Below are 18,238 nucleotides of genomic sequence, written 5' to 3' on the forward strand. Positions count from 1 at the left end.
CCCGAGCCGAGAGCCCGAGCCATGACCTACGCCATCACCCAGACCTGCTGCAGCGACGCCACCTGCGTCGCCGTGTGCCCCGTCAACTGCATCCACCCGACGCCGGAGGAGCGGGACTTCGGCAGCACGGAGATGCTGTACGTCGACCCGCGGACCTGCATCGACTGCGGGGCCTGCGCCGACGCCTGCCCGGTGGACGCGATCTTCCCGGTGGACAGCCTCTTCGGGGCGCGCAAGGAGTACGCCGCCATCAACGCGGCCTACTACGCGGACCGCGAGCCGGAGCCCGCCGCCGGGCCCAACTTCCACACCTGGGGCGCCCCCTCCTTCGAGCGGAGCCTGCCGTCGGACTTCGCACCGATAAGGGTGGCGGTCGTGGGGACCGGTCCCGCCGGGATGTACGCCGCCGAGGACCTGCTGCTGCACACCAACGCCGAGGTGACCCTGATCGACCGGCTGCCGGTGGCGGGCGGTCTCGTCCGGTACGGCGTGGCGCCGGACCACCCGGGGACGAAGGGGGTGGGCGAGACCTTCGCACGGTTCCACTCCCATCCCCGGGTACGGATGCACCTCGGGGTCGAGGTGGGCCGGGACATATCCGCCGAGGAGCTGGCCGCGCACCACGACGCGGTGATCTACGCGGTCGGGGCGGGCGCCGACCGCAGGCTCTCCATCCCGGGCGAGGACCTGCCGTCCAGCATCGCGGCGACCTCGTTCGTCTCCTGGTACAACGCGCACCCCGAGGTGGCACCGGGGTCCGTGGACCTGTCCCGCGCCGAGCGGGTGGTCGTCGCGGGGAACGGCAACGTGGCGCTCGACGTGGCGCGCATCCTCGTCGCGGACCCGGCCGGGCTCGCCGGCACCGACATCGCCGACCACGCGCTGGCCGCCCTGCGGGGCTCGGCGGTCCGCGAGGTCGTCCTGCTCGGCCGGCGCGGCCCCGAGGACGCGGCGTGCACCTCGTCCGAGCTGCTGGCGCTGAAGCATCTGCCGGGTGTGGAGCTGGTGGTGGACGACCACGATCCGCGCATCGGTCCCGCGATCGACGGCGCGACACCGGGCGGACCGGCCGCCGTACTGCGCGGGGTGCGCCGGGAGCGCGTGGACTGGTCGAGCCCGCCGGCCGAGGGGCGGCGCATCGTGCTCCGCTTCCACTCGGCGCCCGTGGAGATCGGCGGCGGGAACGACGTGACGGGCGTGCGGGTCACGGCGGACGGGGGCGAGACGGAGATACCGGCGCAGCTGTTCCTGCGCGCCATCGGGTACCGGGGCCTGGCGGTTCCCGGCCTGCCCTTCGACGAGGCGGCCGGCACGGTGCCTCACGAGGGCGGCCGGGTGGCCGGCCTGACCGGTACATATGTCGTCGGGTGGATCAAGCGGGGGCCCTCCGGGGGCATCGGCGCCAACCGCACGTGCGCCGCGGAGACCGTGGGCACGCTCCTCGCGGACGCGGTCGCCGGTGCGCTCCCCTCCCCCGCCCACCCGGCCAAGGCGTTCGGCCGCCTGGTCCGGGGCCGCGCCCGCCAGGTGGTCGACGCCCGCGGCCTCGCCGCCATCGACCGGGCCGAGCGGGCACGCGGCCGGGACGGCGGACGCCCGAGGGTCAAGTTCGGCACGGTCCCGGAACTGGTCGCGGCCGCGAAGGGACGCCGCTGACCCGATGTCCCGCCCCGGTGTGGCCCGTGACTCCCTTGAGGCCGTCGCCGGGCCACACCCTTTGCGGCTGCGGGCCCTCAGAACTCCTCCGGCTCCGGCATCCGCGCCCGGGACCGCTTGCCGACCACCGCCGCGGCCGCCGCCGCGCTGCCCGCGAAGGCCAGGGCGACCATCCACGGCTGGTTGAACGCGTGCCCTGTCGCGTGGTCGACCGAGTAGCGGCCGGGGCCGGTCAGACCGATCGCGGCGGCGGTGAAGCCGAGGAACGCCGGGTACTCGTAGCCGCCGCCCTGTGCGAAGAAGCCCGCGGGGGCGTGAACCGCCACCGCTCCCGCCATCGCGCCGGCCGCCGCGGCCCCGGCCGCCGGGGTGGCGAGCCCCAGGGCGAGCAGCACGCCGCCGCCCGCCTCGCCGAGCCCCGCGGCGACCGCGCTGTGCTTCGGCGGATGGAAGCCCATCGCCTCCATGGCGGCGGTGGTCCCCTCGACTCCCCCGCCGCCGAACCATCCGAAGAGCTTCTGGGCGCCGTGCGCGGCGAGCACCGCGCCGGTGCCGGCGCGCAGGACGAGCAGACCGAGGTCGTGACGGTTGACGCAGCCCATGGGGGTCTCCGGTGGGTTGTTCCGGGCCCCGCCCGGACGACGCGGGCCCCTCGATTCCGTACGTCACCACTCTCCGCGCCCCGTGGAGTGCGGGGACCGTGGTGGTGCTCCATCCGGGTGACCCCGGCCCGGGGCGTGAGGCGTGACACAGTGCGACGAACGCCATTGTGCAACTTGTTGCACAATGGCGTGGCGGTGGTCTAGAACTGGGGCGACGCCACATCGAGGAGCCGCCGCATGAGCCCGTATCCGCACCTTCTGAGCCCGCTCGACCTCGGGTTCACCATCCTGCCGAACAGGGTGCTGATGGGGTCGATGCACGTCGGCCTGGAGGAGGTCGAGAACGGCTTCGAGCGCATGGCTGCCTTCTACGCCGAGCGCGCCCGGGGTGGCGTCGGCCTCATGGTCACCGGAGGCATCGCGCCCAACGAGCGGGGCTGCACGTTCCCCGGCGGGGCCAAGATGACCACGGAGGCGGAGGCGGCGGAGCACGCCCGGGTCACCTCGGCGGTACACGAGGCGGGCGGCCGGATCGCCATGCAGATCCTGCACTTCGGCCGGTACGCGCACCACGCGGACCTGGTGGCGCCGAGCGCGATCCAGGCCCCGATCAGCGCGTTCACCCCGCACGCCCTGACCGACGACGAGGTCGAGGCGACGATCGAGGACTTCGCCACGGCGGCGGCGCTGGCGCGGCGCGCGGGGTACGACGGCGTCGAGATCATGGGCTCCGAGGGCTACCTGATCAACGAGTTCATCGCCTCGGCGACCAACCACCGCGAGGACCGCTGGGGCGGCTCGTACGAGAATCGCATCCGCTTCCCCGTCGAGATCGTGCGCCGGGTCCGCGAGCGGGTCGGCAGCGACTTCATCATCATCTACCGGCTGTCGATGCTGGACCTGGTCCCCGGCGGCTCCTCCCTGGAGGAGGTCGTGCTGCTGGCCCGGGAGATCGAGGCGGCCGGCGCGACGATCATCAACACGGGCATCGGCTGGCACGAGGCCCGTATCCCCACCATCGCGACCTCGGTGCCCCGGGCCGCGTTCACCTGGGTCACCGAGAAGGTGCGCGGGGCGGTCTCCGTACCGCTGGTGACGAGCAACCGCATCAACACCCCGGAGGTCGCGGAGCAGGTCCTCGCCTCGGGCCGCGCGGACATGGTGTCGATGGCCCGGCCGTTCCTCGCCGACCCGGAGTTCGTCGCGAAGGCGGCGGCGGGGCGCGCGGACGCGATCAACACCTGCATCGGCTGCAACCAGGCGTGCCTGGACCACATCTTCAGCGGCAAGGTCACCTCGTGCCTGGTCAATCCGCGCGCCTGCCGCGAGACGGAACTCGTCCTGTCGCCGACGCGCACCCGCAAGCGCGTCGCCGTCGTCGGCGCCGGCCCCGCCGGACTCGCCTGCGCGGTCTCGGCCTCCGAACGCGGCCACGAGGTCACGCTCTTCGACGCGGCCGCCGAGATCGGCGGGCAGCTGAACGTGGCCCGCCGGGTGCCGGGCAAGGAGGAGTTCAACGAGACGCTGCGCTACTTCCGCACCCGGCTCGCGGAGGAGAACGTCGACCTGCGGCTCGGCACCCCGGTCGGCGCCGGGGACCTGGAGGGCTACGACGAGGTCGTGCTGGCCACCGGGGTCACCCCCCGCACCCCGCCGATCCCGGGGATCGATCACCCCAGCGTCGTCAGCTACCTCGACGTGCTGCGCCACGGCGCGCCGGTCGGCGACCGGGTGGCGCTCGTCGGCGCGGGCGGCATCGGCTTCGACGTCGCGGAGTTCCTGACGGACGGCGGCGAGGCAGCGAGCCTGGACCCGGAGGTGTTCTTCCGGCAGTGGGGCGTGGACACCGAGTACCGGGGCCGCGGCGGCCTCGCGGCCCCGGAGCGCCCGAGGACCACTCGTACCGTCCACCTGCTCCAGCGCAAGACGAGCAAGGTCGGGGCGGGCCTCGGCAAGACGACAGGCTGGATCCACCGCACCGAGCTGCGCCACCGCGGGGTCACGATGACCGCGGGCGTCACGTACGACCGGATCGACGACGAGGGCCTGCACATCACGGTCGGCGACGAGCAGCACGTGCTGCCGGTCGACACGATCGTGCTGTGCGCCGGCCAGGAGCCGCGCCGGGACCTGTACGAGGAGCTGCTCGCCGCGGGCCGCACCGCCCATCTGATCGGCGGCGCCGACGTCGCGGCCGAGCTGGACGCCAAGCGCGCGATCCGGCAGGGCACGGAGCTCGCCGGCTCGCTCTGACCCGGGTGGCCGGGCGGCCTTCCGCTGCCCGGCCGTCCCTAGGATGCACCCCATGTCACTGCCGCACGCGATCCTCACCGCCCTGCTGGAGAAGCCGTCGTCGGGCCTCGAACTGACCCGTAGGTTCGACCGGTCGATCGGTTACTTCTGGTCGGCCACGCACCAGCAGATCTACCGCGAGCTGGGGAAGCTGGAGCAGGCGGGGCAGATCAGGGCGCTGGAGCCGGCCCAGCCGTCCCGGGGGCAGAAGAAGGAGTACGAGGTGCTGCCGGCGGGCCGCGAGGCGCTGTTCGCCTGGGTGGCCCGGCAGGAGGACCCGAAGCAGGTGCGCGATCCGCTGCTGCTGCGGATGCGGGCAGCGGCGGTCGTCGGGGCGCCGGGGCTCGACGCGGAGCTGCGCCGCCACCTGGAGCTGCACCGGCGGCAGCTGGCTGAGTACGAGGCGATCGAGATCCGGGACTTCCCGCCGGAGCGGGACGCGCCCGAGGACCGCCTGCGGCACCTGGTGCTGCGCGGCGGCATCGACCTGGAGAACTTCTGGATCGGCTGGATCACCCGCGCGCTCGCGGAGTACCCCGCGTGACGCCTCTCGCGGCCTGTCCCGCGAGACGCCCGCGCCTCAGTGGCGCCCCGCGCCGACCCGGCGCCGCTGTTCGCGGCGGACCGGGCGGGGGCTGCTGATGACCACGCGCGACGGGGTGGCCGGCGGGGCCCCGGCCACGGCGGGGGCGGTCTGCGCCTGGGCGCGGCTGAGCAGGACGACGCCCCTGACGGCCGCCGCCGTGCCGAGCAGCGCGGGGACGAGGCCGGCCGGGCCGCCTTGGAACCGCTCCCCGAGCAGGGCCAGGCCGATGGCCGCGGCGGCGACGGGGTTGGCGAGGGTGACGACGGCGAGCGGTGCCCCGAGGCCGCCCCGGTAGGCGGTCTGGGAGAGCAGCAGCCCGCCCATCGCGAAGGCGGACACCAGCACCGCGACGACCACCAGGCGCGCGCTGAGCAGCGGTCCGGTGTGGTCGGTGGCCGCGACGGTCAGGGTCTGGGTGAGCGCGGAGGCGACGCCGGAGGTGATGCCGGACGCCGCCGCGTGCCTGAGCCCGGGGCGGGCGCCGGGGCGGCTGAGGCCGGCGACGAGGGCCATGGTCCCGGCGCCGACGGCCAGCGCCTCGGGCAGGGTGAGCGTCTCGTGCGGGGCGGCTCCGCCCGCCGTGAGGAGCAGGGCGCCGAGGCCGAGCAGCGTGAGCAGGGTGCCGCGCCACTCGGTGAGGGTGACCCGGCGGCCCGCGGCCCGGGCGCCCAGCGGCACGGCCGCCACCAGGGTGAGCGCGCCGAGCGGCTGGACCAGGGTGAGCGGGCCGTACTTCAGCGCGGCCACGTGCAGCAGGGCACCGCCCGCGTTCATGCCGACCGCGCACCACCAGGCGCCGCGCCCGAGCATCCGGAGCGTTCCGGTGCCGGGTGCGGCGCGGCCGGCCAGCCGGGCCTGGGCCACCGCGGCGGCGGCGTACGCGGCGGCGGAGACGAGGGACAGCGCGACGGCTGCCAGGGTGGCGTTCACCGGCGTGCCCCGGAGGCGGCGTACACCGTGGAGTGCTTCCGCTGGGGCACGACGGACGGCCACGGCTGCGGCGGGCGGACCGGTTCAGCGGGCCGGAGCGGCAGCGCGGCGAGGGCCAGCGAGAGCAGGGCGGCCACCACGATCGAGTCGAGCCAGTAGTGGTTGGCGGTGCCGACGACGACGAACAGGGTGATCGCCGGGTGCAGCAGCCACAGCCACCGCCAGCGGGAGCGGGTGGCGACGACGAGGCCGACGCCGACCATGACGGCCCAGCCGAAGTGCAGCGAGGGCATCGCGGCGAACTGGTTGGCCATCGAGTCGGTCGCGGGCCGGGCCCCGTACACCGAAGGTCCGTAGACCCGGCCGGTGTCGACGAGGTGAGCGGCGGCGAGCAGTCGCGGCGGGGCGAGCGGGAAGAGCAGGTGAAGGGCGAGCGCTGCGCCGGTGAGCGCGGCGAGGACGCGGCGCGACCACACGTAGTGGCGGGGGCGGCGCCAGTACAGCCAGGCGAGGAAGAGCAGCGTGGCCGGGAAGTGCACGGTCGCGTAGTAGGTGTTCGCCAGGTGGATCAGCGTCTCGTCGTGCAGCAGCAGCCGCTGGACGACGCCTTCGCCCGGCAGGTGCACGGCGCGTTCGAGCTCCCAGACGCGGTCGCCGTTGTGGAACGCCTCGTCCACATGGCCGTTCGCGGCCTGACGGCCGAGCTTGTAGACCAGGAAGAGTCCGACGACGAGAAGAAGCTCGCGGACCAGGGGTGGACGGGCGACGGTGTCCGGCTTCCGATCCGCGGGCGTGTTGCCGGTGTACCTCACCCGGTGCCCCTTTGCTGATGCTCCTCGGCGGTCCTCCGCCCTTATCGATACGCCAGTGTACCGATACGGAGCCGTATCGGTACACACGCGTATCGGTACACTGGCGTATCGATGGACCTCGTCGCAGAGTCGCAGAGAGGGAAGGCACATGTCGCCGCAGCAGACCGAGCAGGAGCAGCCCCCCGCGCCGCGCCGCTCGAAGATCACGCCGGAGCGGGCCCAGGAGCTCTACACCGCCGTGCTCGACACGCTGAGGGAGAGCGGCTACGAGTCGCTGACCATGGAGGGGGTCGCCGCCCGGTCCCGCTGCGGAAAGTCCACGCTCTACCGCCAGTGGGGGTCGAAGCCCGAGCTGGTGGTGGCCGCCCTGAACGGCACCCGGCGCGGAGCACTGCGGAAGATCGACACCGGTTCGCTGGCGGGTGACCTGCTGGAGGCGGCGCGGGCCATCGGCGAGGGCTCGGGGCGCGACACCTCCCTGATGCTGGCGCTGAGCCACGCGGCGCTGCAGAGTCCGGAGCTGCTGTGCGCCCTGCGGGAGTCGCTGATCCTGCCGGAGCTGGCAGCGATCGACGCGCTCGTACGACGCGGGGTGGAGCGGGGCGAGGTGGCGGCCGACAACCCGGCGGCGGAGTTCGTCTCGGCGCAACTGCTCGGCGTGATGCGGGCCCGCCCGATGCTCGCCGGGGCGTACGCGGACGAGGGCTACCTCGTCCGTTTCGTGGCGGGCGCGGTCCTTCCCGCACTCGGCCTGGACGCTCCGGCGTCCGGGTCCTGACAGACGTGGGCCGTCGTCCCAGCGGATGACGACGGCCCGCGCGCGCCGCACCGTGGGGACGGGGGCGACGCGCAACCCGAAAGGCCGGTGGCTTCTCCGAAGCCACCGGCCTTTCGCGTCCTCTTGACGATAATCGGTCACCCCCCTTATCGTCTCCATGACGAGAAAGATTCGAGGGGGTCCCCGTGGCCGACATCACCCGCCGCTTCGGCTGGCGCCATCTCCGCTCCGCGCCCACCGCGCACATCCGCCACCACAAGCGCGGCACGCTCGTCCACGACGGGACCGGGCTGAGCTTCTGGTACCGGTCGCTGAGCGCCGCGCTCTCCGAGGTGCCGGTCAACGACCGCGAGCTGGCCATGGCGTTCCACGCGCGCACCTCCGACTTCCAGGACGTCACGGTGCAGGCCACCGTGACGTACCGGATCAGCGACCCGGCCGAGGCCGCCGCCCGCCTCGACTTCTCCGTCGACCCGGACACCGGCGCCTGGCGCGGCGCACCCCTGGAGCAGATCGCCACCCTCCTCACCGAGACCGCCCAGCAGCACACCCTGGACGTGCTGGCCCGCACCCCGCTGGCCGCCGCCCTGGTCGACGGGGTCGCCGCCGTCCGCGAGCGGGTGGCGGCCGGTCTCGCCGCCGAGCCCAGGCTGCCCGCCACCGGCATCGACGTGGTGGCCGTCCGCGTCGTCGCCATCCGCCCCGAGGCCGAGGTGGAGCGCGCCCTGCGCACCCCCGCCCGCGAACAGATCCAGCAGGAGGCCGACCGCGCCACGTACGAACGGCGCGCCGTGGCCGTCGAGCGCGAGCGGACGATCGCGGAGAACGAGCTGGCCAGCCGGATCGAGCTCGCCCGGCGCGAGGAACAGCTCGTCGAGCAGCGCGGCACCAACGCCCGCCGCGAGGCGGAGGAGAACGCCGCGGCCGACGGGGTGCGCGCCGAGGCGGAGGCCGCCCGCACGGTGCGGCTGGCCGGGGCCGAGGCCGAGGCGGCCCGCGCGGTGGGTGCGGCGCGTGCGGAGGCCCAGGCGGCCTGGCTGCGGGCGCACGGCGAGGTGGAGGCCGCGACCCTGCACGCGCTGGCGGCCACCCGGCTCGCGGAGAACCTGCCGCACATCGACAGCCTCACCCTGTCGCCGGATGTCCTCACCGGCCTGCTCAGCAAGCTCGGCCGGCCGGAGGCCGGGGCGTGAGCCTGGCCCCGCGGGCGGTCCTGGTCCACCGCACCACCGAGTACGAGGAGCTGCTCGCCCGGCACGGCACGCACGGCCAGGCCGCGTTCGTCCTCGGCGCGCGCGGCCGGTCCATCGACGAGGTGGCCCGCAGGCACGAGCGGACCCGGCAGGCGCTGGCCGATGTGGCGGCGGCCGTCCCGCTCCAGTGGCGCCACTGCCGGGTGGAGCGGGCGGACCTGGACCGGTTCCTGTTCGCGCCGGAGGACGTGGTGGTGGTCGTCGGACAGGACGGCCTGGTCGCCAACGCCGCGAAGTACCTTTCCGGCCAGCCGGTCGTCGGCATCGACACCGACCCGGGCCGCAACCCCGGCGTCCTGGTGCGCCACCGGCCCGCCGACGCGGGAGCGCTCATGCGGGCGGCCGTGACGCCCGGCGGGCGGGCCGACGCGCTGACGATGGTGGAGGCGGCGGCCGACGACACGCAGCGGCTGCTCGCCCTCAACGAGATCTACCTCGGCCCGCCCGGCCACCAGACGGCCCGCTACCGGCTGGGCCCCGACGCCACGGACTCCCCCGCCGAGCCGCAGGCGTCCTCCGGCGTCCTGGTCGGCACCGGGACCGGGGCCACCGGCTGGCTGCGCTCGCTGTGGCAGGAGCGGCACAGCGCCCTTCCGCTGCCCGGGCCCGCCGATCCCCGGCTGCTCTGGTTCGTCCGGGAGGCGTGGCCCTCGCCGTCGACCGGCACCTCGTTCGTCTCGGGCGAGCTGGGGCCCGGGCAGGGGCTGCGGCTCACCGTGGAGTCGGACCGGGTGGTGGTGTTCGGCGACGGGATGGAGGCGGACGCGCTGGAGCTGACGTGGGGGCAGAGCGTACGGCTGGGCGTCTCGGAGACCTCGCTGCGGCTGGCCGTGTGAACGCGGGAGCAGTTGCGGCATCCCCGTAGGCTCGGCGCCCGGACCCGACCGCCCCCGCCCGAGGAGCACCATGGCCACCGAGAACGCCGCCCCCTCCCGCAACACCCAGCCGCCCAAGGCGCAGGCGGCGCTGGGTGTCGGGGTGATCGTGCACGACGCGCGGGGCCGGGTACTGCTCGGCCGGCACCACAGCGGCACCTGGGAGCTGCCCGGCGGCAAGGTGGACCCGCTGCCCGAGTCGGTGGCGGCGGCGGCCGTGCGCGAACTGCGTGAGGAGACCGGTCTGACGGTCCCCGAGGAGGCGGTCACCGTCTTCGCGATGCTGCACGACGCCGTCGGCGGGATCAACCGCGTGACGATGGCGGCCCTGGTGCGGGTGGACTCCGGCACCGCGCGGGTGACCGAGCCGCACCTGATCAGCACCTGGCAGTGGACCGCGCTCGACGCGCTCCCCTCGCCGCTATTCGATCCCTCGGCGCAGATCCTCGCGGCCTGGCGCCCGGACCTCGGCATCACCCACCCGCCCGTGCACCGGCTCGCCCTCGTGGCCGATGAGCACCAGGTGAAGCCCTAAGGTAATTAATCGTTTGCCTAGGGCTCATAGGCAGAGTTAGCTTCGTGGGTATGAAGGCCGTGACCGAGCAGGACATCCGCTCATCGTTCGTGAATTGCTCCAAGGGGGAGGCCAAGCGTCTGCCGCTGCCCAGGGACTTCGAGGAGCTGCCCTGGGAGGATCTCGACTTCCTGGGCTGGCGCGACCTGTCCGCGCCGGGACGCAGCTACATCGTCACCGAGCACGCGGGCGAGCTCGCCGGGATCTCGCTGCGCTTCCCGTCGCAGCAGCGCGGCTTCCTGCACCGGAGCATGTGCTCGCTCTGCCTGACCACCCACCCGGGCAGCGGAGTCTCCCTGATGACCGCCCGCAAGACCGGTCCCGCCGGGCGCGAGGGCAACTCGGTCGGGCTGTACATGTGCACCGACCTGGCCTGCTCGCTGTACGTGCGCGGGAAGAAGGCGGTGGCCTCCGGGGCCCGGTTCAAGGAGAGCCTGACCACCGAGGAGCAGATCGCCCGTACGGTGGCGAACCTCTCCGGGTTCGTGACGAAGCTGTTCAGCTGAGTGGCCGCGCCGGGCGATGTGGCACTCTTGCCGCGCACCGCCCGGCGCCGGACCCGGCGGACTCCACCACGACGAACGGACTTGCCCATGAGCGCCTGCTGCGGACCGGGCCGCGAGAGTGCCACCGTCACCACCACTCCCCCGGCCGACTTCGCCGTGCCCGAGTGGAGCACCGCAGACCTGCTGCGCGGCACGGTCGCCGTGCCGGGCGGGCCGTTCCTGATGGGCGGCGCCGACGAGGACGCGTTCCCCGCCGACGGCGAGGGGCCCGTCCGTGAGGTCGTGCTCGCACCGTTCCGCATCGACGCGGCCTGTGTGACGAACGCCGGGTTCGCCCGCTTCGTGAAGGCCACCGGCTACCGCACCGAGGCCGAACTCATCGGCTGGTCCTACGTGTTCGGCGCCTTCGTCACCCGCGAGGCCCGCCACGCCGTGCTGCCCGGAACGGTGCCCGGCGCACCCTGGTGGAGGGCGGTGACCGGGGCCTGCTGGCGGGCGCCCGAGGGGCCCGGCACCTCGATCGGCGACCGCCGGGACCACCCGGTCGTCCACGTGTCGTGGAACGACGCCACCGCCTACGCCCGCTGGGCCGGGAAGCGGCTGCCCACCGAGGCCGAGTGGGAGAAGGCGGCCCGGGGCGGACTGGTCCGGGCCCGCTTCCCCTGGGGCGACGAGCTGACCCCGAAGGGCCGGCACCGCTGCAACATCTGGCAGGGCGACTTCCCGGTCCGCAATACCCGGGAGGACGGCTACGCGGGCACCGCGCCCGTGAAGGCGTACGCCCCCAACGGCTACGGCCTGTACAACGTCTCGGGCAACGTGTGGGAGTGGTGCGCCGACCGGTTCAGCGCCGACTGGCACGTGCCGGACCGTCCGGAGACGCGGATCGATCCGGCCGGGCCGCCCGAGGGCGGCAACCGGGTGCTGCGCGGCGGGTCGCACCTGTGCCACCGCTCGTACTGCAACCGCTACCGGGTGGCCGCCCGTACGTCCAACACTCCGGACAGCACCACAGGTCACGGCGGTTTCCGCTGCGCGCTTCCGCTCTGAGCACGCGGCGGACCCCCGGTCCGGCCCGCGCGTCCCTCCGGCTATCCTGGCCGCCACACCGGACACGGGGTGCCCCGCACAGGGGCTGAGATCACACCCGTCGAACCTGAACCAGTTAGCACTGGCGGAGGGATGTCTTCATGTCCTTGTCGCATGCCCGGGACGAGCGCGCCGCTTTCGGCGGGCGCATGCCGACCGCGCCCGGCGATCTGCGCGTCGAGGCGCACGGGATAGCCCCGGTCCCGGAGTACCGGCGCTACGGCGGTCCCGGGCGGCTGTTCACCGTCTGGTTCGCGCCCAACCTGACCATGACCGGCGTCTTCACCGGCACCGTCGGCATCGCGCTGGGGCTGGACTTCGGCACCGCGCTCGCCGCCGTCGTGCTCGGCACCCTCGTCGGCGCCGCGCCCACCGCGTATCTCGGCACCTGGGGAAGCCGCACCGGATCGGGGCAACTGCCGCTCGCACGGCTGGCGTTCGGGCCGGGTGTGGTGCTGCCCGGCGCGCTCCAGTGGCTGTCGTCGATCGCCTGGGACGCGCTGATCGGGCTGTTCGGCGGGGACGCGCTGGCTCAGTTGTGCGGCTGGCCGTTCTGGCTCGGGGTCCTGGTCATGATGGCCGCTCAGGGCGCGCTCGGTGTTCTGGGCTACGAGGTGATCCACCGGCTCCAGACCGTGATGACGTTCGCGCTGGCCGCCGCCTTCACCGTCCTCGCGACGAAGCTCCTGAACGGTGTCGACCCCGTGACCAGCGGTTCCGTGCACGGCGCGGACCGGGCCGGGGCCTTCGTCCTGACCTGCACCATCGCCCTGAGCCTGGCGCTGTCCTGGGCCCCGTACGCCAGTGACTTCAGTCGCTACCTGCCGCGCGAGACGTCCCGGCCGCGCATGTTCTGGTGCACGCTGGGCGGGATCAGCGCCTCCTTCGTGGCGGTCCAGACGATCGGGCTGTGGGGTGCCTCGGTCTTCACGGACCAGACCGCGCGCGGCATCGACATACTGCTGGGCGGGGGCGCGCTCGGCGCGTTCGGGCTGCTGGCGGTGGCGCTGGCGGCGCTGTGCAGCAACGCGATGAACGACTACAGCGGTTCGCTGGCGTTGCAGACCATGGGGGTACGCGTGCCCCGCCCGGCCGCCGCGGCGCTCGCCGCCGCCCTGGGCTTCCCGCTGGTGCTGTGGATGCACGCGGCGGACACCACGGCCCGCTTCCAGAACGTCCTGCTCCTCGTCGGCTACTGGATCCCCGGCTTCGTGGCGATCGTGTCGGTGGACTGGCTGGTCCGGGCCAGGGAGCGGCGCGGCGCCCCCGTCGACCTCGCCGCCGAGCACGCACGGCCGCGCCCGTGGTGGCCGGCGCTCGCCGCGTTCGCCGTGGCCTTCGCGGCTGCGGTGCCGTTCATGAGCACCGGCCTGTACGTGGGACCGGTGGCCGAGGCGCTGCACGGGGCGGACCTTGCGTACGGGGTGGCGTTCCTCGTGGCGCTCGCGGCCTACGCCCCGCTGCGGATGCGCCGGGTCCGCTGAGCGGGCTCACTCCTCGCCGGTCCACGGCCAGTGCGCCCGGCGGCCGTTCTCGATGAGGCCGGCCATCCGGAACGCCGCGTCGGTGAGGCCGCCGAAGGTGTGCCGGTTCGGCCCGGCGGGAGCGTGGGCCGGCCGGTATCCGGCGAGGTTCCAGGTGTGGACCGGGACCCCGGCCGGCACCGGGTCGGATGTCCGGGGGCCGTACGGCAGGGCCTGTTCGTCGGTGACGAGGAGCACCCGGTCGTGGTCCAGGTAGTGGGGGCGCAGCGCCTTCACGGTGTCGGTGCCGCCGAGCCGGTGGAACCGCTTCAGCACGTCGAGGACCGGTTCGCCGGGCGCGTACGGGACGGGCGCGCTGCGCCAGCCGAACTCCACCAGGTCCGCCTGCTCGGCGCGCAGGGCCAGCGCGGTGCCGAACACGGCGGCCGCGTCGGCCCGGCTGAGCGTGGACCGTGCGGAGACGGTGTCGCAGAACATCGAGTCGGACCGGTCGACCAGGACCAGCGTCCGGCCGGACAGGGCGGGCACGTGAGCCAGGCAGTGGCCGAGTGCCGCTTCCAGCGCGGCGGCCCAGCGCGGTGCGGCGTGCCGGTGGGCGGCGAGGTAGCGGAAGGGGAACTGCCGTGCGCGGGCCACCTCCGCGGGGTCCGCGATGCGTGCGGCGACGTGATCAGCGACCGCGTCGGCGATTCCGGCCTCGTCGAAGTTGCGCAGGTTCCGCAGGAGCGCCATGGGCCCCATGCCGGGGATCAGCGCCTCCCAGACGGCCGCGTCCATCGGCCCGTGCAGCCAGCCCGCCACGGACTCCCAGGTCATGCCGGCCCCGGTGAGCCGTTCCGCGCCGCCGGGCCCGGTGACCAGGGCCCGCCGCTCGTCCGCCGGGGTGGCCAGGAGCGTCCGCCGGGCGGTGAGCGTCCGGTCGCCTTCCGGCGCCTCGGCCCGCTCCGGGTGGTGGCGGCGGTCGAGGGCGTACCGGAAGAGCGCGCCCTGCCAGGGCTTGGCCGGGTCCGGTGACGCGTGCACCAGGTTGAGCACGTCACCGAAGCGGAAGTCCCGGGACTCGGTGTCGTACTTCAGCAGGGACCGGGAGGTGTAGAGCCTGCGTACGGCGTCGGCGACGCCCCGCTTCACGGGCTGCGGGACCTGGCGCCCGTACGTCGCGATCCAGTGCGCGAGCAGTTCGCCGGGCTCGTCGGCGCGTTGGAGCACCGAGTCGACTACGGACCGGTTGGAGGGCCCGTCGCTCGTCCCGGCGGCGAGCCGTGCGCGTACGTACGCGGCGGCGCCGACCAGGGAGGCGGTGCGCATGTTGCCCTCGCCGCGCAGCCAGCGCAGCAGTCCGGCCGTCCAGGCGGGGTGCTCGACGGCGAGGCGGGCGACGAGGGCGGTGTACCGGTCGTCGCGATACGCGCCGCTCTCGTAGAAGGTCTCCTGGGAGACGAAGTTGGCGACGGCGAGGAGGAAGAGTTTCTCGCGGGGCTCCCGGATGTACGCCGTGCCGCCCTCGTAGGTGTGGAGGTTCCGTGCGGTCGAGCCGGGCACGGGCCGGGTGGCGGCGAGGTGGCGGGCGGCGGCCGAGACATGCGGGGCCACCAGCATCTCGGACCAGACCTTGGAGACGCGTCGGGAGTGACGAGGCAGGGAATCCCCCCGGATTCAAGGAGTGTTGAACGCGCCCGCGCCCGGCGAGATCAAGTAAGTCGGCGGCGGCATCACTTGGAGTGTCAGAAGGAAGTAGCCGCAGCCGGGCGCATCGCCGGGCGCGGGCGCGACGAAACCGTACAAGAGCCTCCGCCGGGCGCACCACCGAATTACGTCGCCCCTTGTTCTGCGCTTCAACTGCCGCCGTTCTCAGCGGTATTGACCCAGGTGAAACACTTCAATACTGCCAGCCGTGGCCCGCGCACGGGAGGCCCAGAAGACCTGGGCCGCACTGCCCGCCTCCCGGTGCCGCGACCATCTGCTGCGCTGGAAGAAGGCCCTGGCGACCGGTTTGGACGAGGTGGCCCGGACCGTTTCGGAGGAGACCGGGAAACCGGCCGGGGACGCGGCGTCGGAGGTGGCGCTCACGCTGGAGCACCACGCCTGGGCCGCCCGCAACGCGGAACGGGTGCTGCGCCGGCGGAAGGTGGGCACGGGCCTCTTCACCGTCCACCAGCGGGCGTCCCTGGCGCACCGGCCGCTCGGCGCCGTCGGGTTCATCGGCCCCTGGAACTACCCCGTGTACACACCCATGGGCTCCATCGGATCGCCCTGGCGACCGGGAACGCGGCAAGACGTACGGGCTCTGAGACGGCCTGGGCGCGGCGGCCCCGTGCGACGGCCGCGCCCCCCGTTCAGTTCTCGTAGAGCCCGGACAGCGCGTCGGCGTACTTGTCCCGGATGACCCGGCGCCGCATCTTCAGCGACGGCGTCAGCTCACCGGTCGCCGGCCCCCACTCCTCGGCCAGCAGCTCGTACCGCTTGACCTGCTCGCTCCGGCTGAGGCGGGTGTTGGCGGCGGCGACCGCCCGGTCCACCTCGGCCAGGACGGCGGGGTGTGCGGCCAGCCCTGCCGGTCCCCCGTCCACGGGGACGCCGTTGGCCTCCGCCCAGGCGGGGGCGGCCTCCGCGTCGAGTACGAGGAGGGCGACCAGGTAGGAGCGGTGGTCGCCGTGCACCATGGCCTGGCCGATCAGCGGGTGCTCCTTGAGCGCGTTCTCGACCAGGGCCGGCGAGACGTTCTTGCCGGTGGAGGTGATGATCATCTCCTTCTTGCGGTCGGTGAGCCAGAGGTAGCCTTCCTCGTCCAGCCGGCCGATGTCCCCCGTGGCCAGCCAGCCGTCCGCGTCCACGGCCGGCAGCACCGAGCCGTCGGGGCGCAGATATCCGGAGCAGACGGACGCGCCCCGGACCATGATCTCGCCGTCCTCGGCGACCCGGACCTCGACGGACTCCACCGGGCGGCCCACCGAGCCGAGCCGGAAACCGGCCCTCGGGCTGTTGCTGGTGGCGACCCCGGCGGTCTCGGTGAGCCCCCACGCGTCCATGACGACGATCCCGAATCCGGCCCAGAACCTCACCACCTCGACCGGCATCGGTGCCGACGCGCTGGCCGTCCAGGTCACCCGGTCCAGACCGCCCGCCGCCAGCATCGGCAGCAGCACGTCCTCCCGCGCCCGCGTGTACCGCTTCTCCAGTCCGGCGGGCGGGGCCTCGCCGCGCTCCCGGTGACCGACGTGCTCGCGCCCCACCGCGAACGCCTCCTCGACGATCTCGCGCTGCCCGGCGGGCATCAGCGCGAGAATGCCGCGCACGGTGGCGGACAGCTTCTCCCAGATCCTCGGCACCCCGAAGAACTGCGCAGGCCGCACCTCGCGGACCACGGCGTCCACCCCCGCCGGGTCGGCGCAGAGGTGAACGTGCGAGGCGCGGTGACAGGGCAGGTAGATCCCGAGCATCCGCTCCGCGATGTGGGCGAGAGGCAGATAGCAGATGTGCTCGACATGCGGCGGCAGCTCCACGACCGCGTCCAGCGCCAGCGCGTTGGACAGTACTTGACGGTGTGTCAGGACAACGCCCTTGGGCTCGCCGCTCGTACCCGAGGTGTAGACGACGGTCAGCGTGTCCTCCGGGCGGGCCGTGTCCAGTTGCCAGGCGAACCCGTCCGGCACCGGCTCCCGGAGCAGTGCGCCGTACGGGAGGTGGCCGCCCTCCGTGCCCGGTTCGGCGACCACCAGGCGTTCCAGCGGTGTGCCCTCGTCGGTCAGCAGCGGTTCCCAGAGCGCCACTTGGGGCGCCCCGTCCACCACTGCGATCCTGGCCCGGCAGTTGCGGGCGATGTGGGTGATCTGCTCGGGCGCGGCCGTGCCGTAGACGCTTACCGGGACCGCGCCGAGGCGGACCAGCGCCAGGTCGGACAGCCAGTGCTCGGGCCGGTTGGGCATCATCAGCAGCACCCGGTCGCCGCGCCCGGCCCCGAGCGCCCGGTATCCGGCGGCGAGGACACGCGTGTGCGCCTCGACCTCGGCCCAGGTGTACGTCGACCAGCCGCCGTCCTCGCGGGTGCGCCGCCAGGACAGCGCGGGGAGTTCGCCGTACTCCCGGGCGTTGCGGGCCAGGAGCCGGGGCAGTGTGCGGTCGGGCAGGTCACCGGTGGTGCGGGGCATCGGGGCCTCCTTGCGAAGTGGTGGACGGGATGCGGTGGTGTGCACCGCCGCGCGCGGTTGGCTCCTGACGCGTTCGACAGGCCATCTGACCCTGTGTGATTGACTGATCCGCATGGTCCCGGCCCCCCGTTCCGCGCGCCCGGCCGCGGCCGGGAAGCCCGGACGGGAAGCCCGAAAGGGGAGCATGCGCAGAGAAGGTGACTTATGCACCTTATGACGGCTTGGGGCGTCGCCGCTCTTCGCGCGTTCACCACGGCGTTGAGAATTTACGCGCCGAATGTCCGATATGCGGCTTCGGCTTAACCGTATCGCGACCTGACCAGCCTTGACGTGATCACGGGCAGTTGGAATCGTCAGCACAGGCGCTGCCGAATCGGGCAGCGCCCACGAATCGGCTCATTCCGACGCAAGGTTGTCGCTTCATGCCCGGCGCACTGCTCACTCCCGCCCCACGCACCCGTGCAGCACCGTCAGCACACAGCAGACTCCCTCATCGGAGCGTCTTCGCACCAATCATTTTCTGACCCGAGAGTCCGCACGTCCTGTCCGAGCGCTCGCAACCCGGTGCCCGGTCAACGCGGCCAAGCGTCCAGTCACTCACCGGATCTGCGGGCCCAATTTTCAAGAAAGGCCGGCTCACAGTGCTGCGTTAT

At 73.6% G+C, this 18,238-nt stretch carries 15 protein-coding genes, 1 pseudogene and 1 riboswitch; of the genes and pseudogenes, 11 read left to right on the top strand and 5 right to left on the bottom strand.

The features are described 5' to 3' along the window. The first annotated feature begins 21 nt into the window (after window positions 1-21). Entirely contained in the window at window positions 22-1,656 is a 1,635-nt protein-coding gene (locus BLW14_RS02895; RefSeq protein WP_093703973.1) for an FAD-dependent oxidoreductase, read from the top strand. A 77-nt stretch (window positions 1,657-1,733) separates the two neighbouring features. Here the strand turns inward: BLW14_RS02895 and BLW14_RS02900 are convergent, their stop codons facing one another. After that, window positions 1,734-2,258 carry a DoxX family protein gene (locus BLW14_RS02900; protein ID WP_093703975.1) on the bottom strand — a complete coding sequence of 175 codons (525 nt, stop codon included), beginning with the start codon at window positions 2,256-2,258 and terminating at the stop codon, window positions 1,734-1,736. A 237-nt stretch (window positions 2,259-2,495) separates the two neighbouring features. Between BLW14_RS02900 and BLW14_RS02905 the strand changes: the two genes are divergently transcribed. Together BLW14_RS02905 and BLW14_RS02910 are read left to right on the top strand one after the other, a co-directional pair. Then, window positions 2,496-4,511, top strand: coding sequence for an NADPH-dependent 2,4-dienoyl-CoA reductase (locus BLW14_RS02905; RefSeq protein WP_093703977.1), 2,016 nt, complete (start codon window positions 2,496-2,498; stop codon window positions 4,509-4,511). Window positions 4,512-4,563: 52 nt separating this feature from the next. Then, window positions 4,564-5,094 (top strand): PadR family transcriptional regulator, encoded by a 531-nt coding sequence (locus BLW14_RS02910; RefSeq protein ID WP_093703979.1) that lies wholly within the window; start codon window positions 4,564-4,566, stop codon window positions 5,092-5,094. 36 nt (window positions 5,095-5,130) lie between these two features. Here BLW14_RS02910 and BLW14_RS02915 read toward each other — a convergent pair whose 3' ends face one another. After that, on the bottom strand, window positions 5,131-6,066 hold the full coding sequence (locus tag BLW14_RS02915; RefSeq protein ID WP_093703981.1) for a DMT family protein: 936 nt from the start codon (window positions 6,064-6,066) through the stop codon (window positions 5,131-5,133). After that, window positions 6,063-6,878: a phosphatase PAP2 family protein gene (locus tag BLW14_RS02920; RefSeq protein ID WP_093703983.1), complete on the bottom strand. Its 816-nt coding sequence runs from the start codon at window positions 6,876-6,878 to the stop codon at window positions 6,063-6,065. Before BLW14_RS02920 ends, BLW14_RS02915 begins: the two co-directional genes overlap by 4 nt. A 148-nt stretch (window positions 6,879-7,026) precedes the next feature. Between BLW14_RS02920 and BLW14_RS02925 the strand changes: the two genes are divergently transcribed. The 7 genes from BLW14_RS02925 to BLW14_RS02955 all read left to right on the top strand — a co-directional run bounded on the left by BLW14_RS02925 (window position 7,027) and on the right by BLW14_RS02955 (window position 13,437). Further along, a complete protein-coding gene (locus BLW14_RS02925; RefSeq protein ID WP_093703985.1) occupies window positions 7,027-7,656 on the top strand; it encodes a TetR/AcrR family transcriptional regulator in 630 nt (209 codons plus the stop codon). A gap of 185 nt (window positions 7,657-7,841) precedes the next feature. Continuing rightward, window positions 7,842-8,849: an SPFH domain-containing protein gene (locus BLW14_RS02930; RefSeq protein ID WP_093703987.1), complete on the top strand. Its 1,008-nt coding sequence runs from the start codon at window positions 7,842-7,844 to the stop codon at window positions 8,847-8,849. After that, on the top strand, window positions 8,846-9,745 hold the full coding sequence (locus BLW14_RS02935; RefSeq protein WP_093703989.1) for a hypothetical protein: 900 nt from the start codon (window positions 8,846-8,848) through the stop codon (window positions 9,743-9,745). The genes BLW14_RS02930 and BLW14_RS02935 overlap by 4 nt, the downstream gene beginning before the upstream one ends. 70 nt (window positions 9,746-9,815) lie before the next feature. After that, the gene (locus BLW14_RS02940; RefSeq protein ID WP_093703991.1) at window positions 9,816-10,319 is read left to right on the top strand and encodes a nucleotide triphosphate diphosphatase NUDT15; all 504 of its coding nucleotides are present in this window, start codon (window positions 9,816-9,818) and stop codon (window positions 10,317-10,319) included. A gap of 50 nt (window positions 10,320-10,369) precedes the next feature. Then, window positions 10,370-10,864 (top strand): FBP domain-containing protein, encoded by a 495-nt coding sequence (locus BLW14_RS02945; protein ID WP_093703993.1) that lies wholly within the window; start codon window positions 10,370-10,372, stop codon window positions 10,862-10,864. Window positions 10,865-10,951: 87 nt separating this feature from the next. Beyond that, window positions 10,952-11,914, top strand: coding sequence for a formylglycine-generating enzyme family protein (locus tag BLW14_RS02950; protein ID WP_093703995.1), 963 nt, complete (start codon window positions 10,952-10,954; stop codon window positions 11,912-11,914). 55 nt (window positions 11,915-11,969) lie between these two features. Further along, window positions 11,970-12,064: riboswitch (TPP riboswitch) on the top strand. Then, window positions 12,055-13,437 (top strand): purine-cytosine permease family protein, encoded by a 1,383-nt coding sequence (locus BLW14_RS02955; RefSeq protein WP_093703997.1) that lies wholly within the window; start codon window positions 12,055-12,057, stop codon window positions 13,435-13,437. It overlaps the preceding riboswitch by 10 nt. A gap of 6 nt (window positions 13,438-13,443) precedes the next feature. Here BLW14_RS02955 and BLW14_RS02960 read toward each other — a convergent pair whose 3' ends face one another. Next, entirely contained in the window at window positions 13,444-15,036 is a 1,593-nt protein-coding gene (locus BLW14_RS02960; protein ID WP_093703999.1) for a TROVE domain-containing protein, read from the bottom strand. A 283-nt stretch (window positions 15,037-15,319) separates the two neighbouring features. Here BLW14_RS02960 and BLW14_RS02965 point away from each other — a divergent pair. Beyond that, window positions 15,320-15,708: pseudogene (locus tag BLW14_RS02965) on the top strand (aldehyde dehydrogenase family protein); the annotation flags it as partial. Window positions 15,709-15,773: 65 nt separating this feature from the next. On the opposite strand, the gene BLW14_RS02970 reads toward BLW14_RS02965, so the two are convergent. Continuing rightward, entirely contained in the window at window positions 15,774-17,585 is a 1,812-nt protein-coding gene (locus tag BLW14_RS02970) for an AMP-dependent synthetase/ligase (protein WP_093704001.1), read from the bottom strand. Between the last annotated feature and the right edge of the window lie 653 nt (window positions 17,586-18,238).

The sequence above is a fragment of the Streptomyces sp. 2131.1 genome (genome assembly GCF_900105515.1).
GTDB classification, from domain to species: Bacteria; Actinomycetota; Actinomycetes; order Streptomycetales; family Streptomycetaceae; genus Streptomyces; species Streptomyces drozdowiczii.